The organism is Chengkuizengella marina (assembly GCF_009910845.1).
GTDB classification, from domain to species: domain Bacteria; phylum Bacillota; class Bacilli; order Paenibacillales; family KCTC-33759; genus Chengkuizengella; species Chengkuizengella marina.
In genome coordinates, this window is record NZ_SIJB01000011.1 from 1 (window position 1) to 4,855 (window position 4,855).

The following is a 4,855-nucleotide window of genomic DNA, read 5'->3' on the forward strand; positions in this document are numbered from 1 at the left end:
ACTTTCAGACCGGCTGAACCAATCACACGTGAGCAGTTAGCTGTTATATTAACTAGATTGAAAGGTGGAATTTAAAATGGATTTTCAAGTATATGATATTGCAATCGTACCGATTATAGTTGCTTTAGTTCAGTTAGCAAAACAAATAGGGTTAAGTGCTAAGTATCAACCAGTTTTTTCTCTAGTTTTAGGGGTAGCAACTGGTATTTTTTATGTAGCTCCAGGTGATCCAAAGCAAGCTATTTTAGTTGGTATTGTTATGGGATTAGCTGCTAGTGGATTATGGAGTGGTGCAAAGAATATAGTAGAGAAATGAGTGAAATCCCCACTGGCTCATAGTGTAGCTGGTGGGGTTACTGAGGAATAATTCTTGTAATTGAACATGTGGAAATAGCTAAATCAAGTTCACTGCCCCCTTGATCAAGTAGAACAATTCCTTCTCCAACTTTAAATATAGTACCTGCAACAATAGGTTGTAATTGAAATAAAAATTCAATTTCTACTTCCTGACGCATCATTTCATTTAGTCGCCGCGTTATAGGATTTTCACAGCAGACACATTTACCTGTATTTTTTTGAGTAGATTTTAACTTTAACTTATTTGTTAATGTTGCAGGATATGCAACACCACTGATATTACAAACTGGAAAATCTCCTACCTCAGAGAATGCAATAAAATCTTTGACATCAAATAGAGGTTCTGGTTGTAAAGAAGCTCTGATGAGTGTGATAATTTGTACATCTTCTCCAACTAATTGTTCCAAAACACACTGCATCGGGCATACACAACAGTCACATATGGAATTATCAAAAACGCCCATATTAACACGTCCTTTCATTTTAATAGTTTAGTTATTGTATGAGTTGATAAGTTGTTTTGACTGGACGTGTAACTATTTTCAAAAATTGTGCTCTTGCATATCCTCCTGTACCTCTTATATAATAAGAACAAATGTTCTAATAAGAGGTGAGTAAAATGAAAGAAAATAAACTAACACCTGGCTCTAATATGATGTGGGAAGCTAGTCGCATGATACTACCTGAACATAAAGAACGTATAAATGATTATCAAAAAGAAAGAGATATAAAGATGAAACCTGAGCTAGCAGAAGAAGAAGTTAGTATTATATCTCAACAGTTATCAGATTCCATGTTAAGTAAATCAAAAATTACAGTTGAATTGTTCAGAGCTTTTGGTCAGAATGCGTTTAAAACTGGGATAGTAACCAAATTTGATACCCAATTAAGACAAATAAAATTAGATTTTGACGATGAATATGAGTGGATTAAGTTTCATGAGATTGTGGGGGTGTCCTAATGCTCACTGATTTAGAAAGAAAAGTATTGCGCATCCTGTATAACTTCCCTAATTCAATAAAAAAAAGAATGCCAACCATTCGAGAACTTGAAATCAAAACAGGTAAAGACGAGAAAACAGTCCGTTCTGTATTAAACGGACTTGTTAGAGGCGGATATATTGAATGTAAGGACGGAAACACACAAAATATAAAGATTATAATGACTAGGGATTATGATTCACCTTTTAGGTGAAAGGTTACTGACATTAATCTAGCTTTATTGGAGTTAGTTATCGTCAAGAAGCTCAATCTTTTCTAAATGGGCGAAATATTCTTTATCATTCCATTTCCACTTAAATCCATAAGACACATAATATTCAGTATCTTCTTTTATTAATTCAATAGTTGATTCAGGAACACTAACAGTTGTGAGTTCATTATTTTGATTTTTAACAACGATTGATTTTTCATTAACTTCAACAACGACTACAAAAGCTCCAGTTTTTCCTTTGTCCATAAAAAACACCAAACTACCAATTAAGACTATAATTATTAATATCCACCAATAACGACGCTTCAAACTTCTTCACCTCATTAGTTTGTAATTATATTTAGCTAGAACTTATAAATAAAAGGGGGGATTAAAAATTTTAACCCCCTATCTGTATATATTTTTAATTTATTTATCCTTTCACATCAACTATGACATGATCTGCATTAATCAATTGAGCTGGATCACCGCTGTTATTCCAAATATTTTGCTCTGTCCAATATAGATCAACCGACTTTATACCTCTGGAAAAATCACCTGACCAAATTGTAATTGCTTCTCCAGCTTGGATGGTGTATGAGTCAGGGAAGTTAAAATGTTGCTCTCCTTCTACACTTAGTACACTCCATCCAGTCATATCCATATCATAACTATCATTATTAATAATTGTTATGTATTCTTCCTCTAAATTTACTTCTGTAATTTGAACTGGTGAATCCTCTTGAATTGGTTCATTTTTCTCTATTTCACTATCTATAAATCCATCCTCTTGGACATAATTCTCTATGCTCCATATACCTACACTTTCTTCTTGAGCTTTTGTTTGGATTTCCTTAAACTGATCTACATACTTTACATTTGGTGGATAGATATAAGCGACTCTAGCAAGTCCTCTTTCTAGTAACAACTCATTAAACATTTTTCCATCAACCCAAAGATAAGCTAATAATCTACCATATTTATCTCTTTCAGATACATCTATTTCAACTTGAACTTTTTTACCTACTGGAAGTGTATCATTTGCAAATTGTGAGGCTTCAGGTCCAAAAGGTTGAATCGGTTTGTTTGGATGAACAGTTTCTGGAGTATCTACTAAAAGCAATCGAATTGTTTCTTGCTTACCATTTAGATTAACTTTGATTGTATCTCCATCCACCACATCATTTATTGTTGCATTTATAAGGTGCTTTTCCTCTTGATGATTTGTGGTATTGACTTCTTCGTTTGTAGATTTTAATGTTGTGTCTTCAGTGCAACCTATCAATAGTAGCATAAGTATAAAAATATAAAATATCCTCATATAATTACCATCCCTATAATTTGTAAGTAGGTTTATATCTTTTCACAATTTATAACTAATGTAAATAGTGTAATAGTAATAAATAACTACTAACTATTAAAGTCATTAAAAAAATTATAATAACAAAGGATTGTGATTCTCCTTTTAAATGAGAAGAAGCCACCGATTTTTATTATAATCACAAACGAATTAAGGCAAAACTAAAAAGTCTGAATTCAGTACAATACCGAATTCAGACCATCAAACTGCCTAATATTGAATTGACCTAATAACTTTAGATTAATGAGTACTCTATAATTTATCTACATCTAAATGAAGATATTTTGTAGGAACTATTACTTCACCTATTACTCTATCATACTGTCTTTTTCTAGTTGATGGATCATCTATAGTATAATAATACCAATCTGCTGTCATATCATATCTATCAGAAATAAAGTACCAAGTAAGTTCATAAGTTCCTGCACTGTCAATTTTAATTTCTTCTTTTGTGTTTCTCTGTATAGTTTTCTCTACTCCATCTCTATATGCATATCCAACTTCGGCTTCTACTTCTGCAAATACCCAAAACTGTCCACTACCTGAAATACTTGCATCAAAATTATGTTCCGAATAATTTTTTTCACTTACTGTTTCTGACCAAGTATATGTCCATGAAGTATTAGAAGGAATACTCACTGATGTTCTATAGAAAATTTTATCCCTATCTGTTCTTATAGAACCAGCATAATCCATATCAAAAGTACCATCAATGCCTTCAGCATACCAAGACACAAATGAAGAACTTTTTTTAATTGTTTCTTTGTTTGCAGTTGATTCATCTTTGTAATCATAACGCCAATCAGTTTCTACAATTTCACCATTTAATGTTTGTGAAGGTGATTCATGTGACAGTTGTGACTTTGCTTCAGCATTAAAGTTAACTAAAGAAGCACTTAAAGCTAAAGCACATACTAACGAAGTTGCCATTTTACCTATTTTCATTTTTTGTCCTCTCCTTTGGTGAGTGTTTTTAATTTATTAGTTAACTCTTGAGTGAACGATGAAAGTTCCTCTAGAGCTAGACTACCATCTTTGGTATCTTCTTGAGAAAAAGCAGTCATTGTTAACATATAACCCTTATCAGCGATAACATATGAAAAAATTGAAGTTTCAGGTAAATTCTCTTTAAATCCATAAGGACTATTTTCCGAATTAAACCTTTCTGGAAAATATCCATTTGCAGCTACCCACTCTGAAGTCTTATATGTATCATTCTTACTAGTAGTCAACAATATGATCACTGATTTATTTGAATTTACATATATGAAGTTTCTACTAGTTTGATATAAATTGTTACTTTTGTTAGCTTCAATTCCATTTACTGAATCAGGTACTCCAACTAAATAACTATCCCCTTGAAGTAATTCCTCATAACCTTCCACATAAAAATCATTTTTTATAAAGTCATTTATTTTATCATAATTTTCATTGTTAACTTCATTTTCATTCTTAATTTCTTTAGGATTATTGTCTAGAGTATTCATTATAAAAATCGTTATTATTATTGTTGCAACAATTACAAAGCCCGTATAAACAAATTTATTTTTTTTCACAACTAGACTCCTTTACTAGAATTTAATTTAATATACCTTACATATAGTATAATATTTACTTTAATTTGTATATACCTGGAAATAATGTTGTAAAATTCAGAAAATTATAGAATTAATTTCTATATAGATAGATCTATCAATGTTTTTAATATGATTAATATTTTTTAAACACAATTAACTCCCTAGATTATTTATTGTAATAATTCTTTATTTTTGAATATCCCTTTTTTTTACAAATAAAAACCACCGACATAAAGTCAGTGGTTCGGTCTCATCCCTAATGAGACCATTTGCCCATAAAAATTTAGTTTTGGAAATGCATATTTAAAGGGGTTTGGAATGGTAACTCTATTATATCAAACACCTAATATTTTACAATAATACTTACCAA

General features: G+C 31.1%; 8 protein-coding genes and 1 pseudogene. 4 read left to right on the forward strand and 5 right to left on the reverse strand.

Going from position 1 to position 4,855, the window contains the following annotated elements; translation table 11 throughout:
- The first annotated feature begins 76 nt into the window (after positions 1-76).
- Positions 77-316: a hypothetical protein gene (locus tag ERL59_RS04275; protein WP_160644887.1), complete on the forward strand. Its 240-nt coding sequence runs from the start codon at positions 77-79 to the stop codon at positions 314-316.
- Between the two features lie 37 nt (positions 317-353).
- On the opposite strand, the gene ERL59_RS04280 is transcribed toward ERL59_RS04275, so the two are convergent.
- Positions 354-821, reverse strand: coding sequence for a hypothetical protein (locus tag ERL59_RS04280; protein WP_160644889.1), 468 nt, complete (start codon positions 819-821; stop codon positions 354-356).
- A gap of 155 nt (positions 822-976) precedes the next feature.
- On the opposite strand from ERL59_RS04280, the gene ERL59_RS04285 reads away from it, so the two are divergent.
- Positions 977-1,318: a YolD-like family protein gene (locus ERL59_RS04285; protein WP_160644891.1), complete on the forward strand. Its 342-nt coding sequence runs from the start codon at positions 977-979 to the stop codon at positions 1,316-1,318.
- Positions 1,318-1,551: a helix-turn-helix domain-containing protein gene (locus tag ERL59_RS04290; RefSeq protein ID WP_160644893.1), complete on the forward strand. Its 234-nt coding sequence runs from the start codon at positions 1,318-1,320 to the stop codon at positions 1,549-1,551. The genes ERL59_RS04285 and ERL59_RS04290 overlap by 1 nt, the downstream gene beginning before the upstream one ends.
- Before the next feature lie 33 nt (positions 1,552-1,584).
- Here ERL59_RS04290 and ERL59_RS04295 read toward each other — a convergent pair whose 3' ends face one another.
- Positions 1,585-1,815, reverse strand: coding sequence for a hypothetical protein (locus ERL59_RS04295; protein WP_160644895.1), 231 nt, complete (start codon positions 1,813-1,815; stop codon positions 1,585-1,587).
- A gap of 166 nt (positions 1,816-1,981) precedes the next feature.
- Positions 1,982-2,869: a thermonuclease family protein gene (locus ERL59_RS04300; protein WP_160644897.1), complete on the reverse strand. Its 888-nt coding sequence runs from the start codon at positions 2,867-2,869 to the stop codon at positions 1,982-1,984.
- A gap of 176 nt (positions 2,870-3,045) precedes the next feature.
- On the opposite strand from ERL59_RS04300, the pseudogene ERL59_RS21560 reads away from it, so the two are divergent.
- Positions 3,046-3,138: pseudogene (locus ERL59_RS21560) on the forward strand (IS3 family transposase); the annotation flags it as partial.
- A 22-nt stretch (positions 3,139-3,160) separates the two neighbouring features.
- On the opposite strand, the gene ERL59_RS04305 reads toward ERL59_RS21560, so the two are convergent.
- Positions 3,161-3,853 (reverse strand): hypothetical protein, encoded by a 693-nt coding sequence (locus ERL59_RS04305; RefSeq protein ID WP_160644899.1) that lies wholly within the window; start codon positions 3,851-3,853, stop codon positions 3,161-3,163.
- Complete coding sequence (locus ERL59_RS04310; RefSeq protein WP_160644901.1) at positions 3,850-4,464, reverse strand: hypothetical protein; 615 nt, start codon at positions 4,462-4,464, stop codon at positions 3,850-3,852. Before ERL59_RS04310 ends, ERL59_RS04305 begins: the two co-directional genes overlap by 4 nt.
- Between the last annotated feature and the right edge of the window lie 391 nt (positions 4,465-4,855).

Coding starts and splice junctions, on each gene's coding strand:
- ERL59_RS04285 (WP_160644891.1), top strand. CDS start 977: ATGAAAGAAAATAAACTAACACCTGGCTCTAATATGATGTGGGAAGCT.
- ERL59_RS04290 (WP_160644893.1), top strand. CDS start 1,318: ATGCTCACTGATTTAGAAAGAAAAGTATTGCGCATCCTGTATAACTTC.
- ERL59_RS04280 (WP_160644889.1), bottom strand. CDS start 821: ATGGGCGTTTTTGATAATTCCATATGTGACTGTTGTGTATGCCCGATG.
- ERL59_RS04305 (WP_160644899.1), bottom strand. CDS start 3,853: ATGAAAATAGGTAAAATGGCAACTTCGTTAGTATGTGCTTTAGCTTTA.
- ERL59_RS04295 (WP_160644895.1), bottom strand. CDS start 1,815: ATGGACAAAGGAAAAACTGGAGCTTTTGTAGTCGTTGTTGAAGTTAAT.
- ERL59_RS04275 (WP_160644887.1), top strand. CDS start 77: ATGGATTTTCAAGTATATGATATTGCAATCGTACCGATTATAGTTGCT.
- ERL59_RS04300 (WP_160644897.1), bottom strand. CDS start 2,869: ATGAGGATATTTTATATTTTTATACTTATGCTACTATTGATAGGTTGC.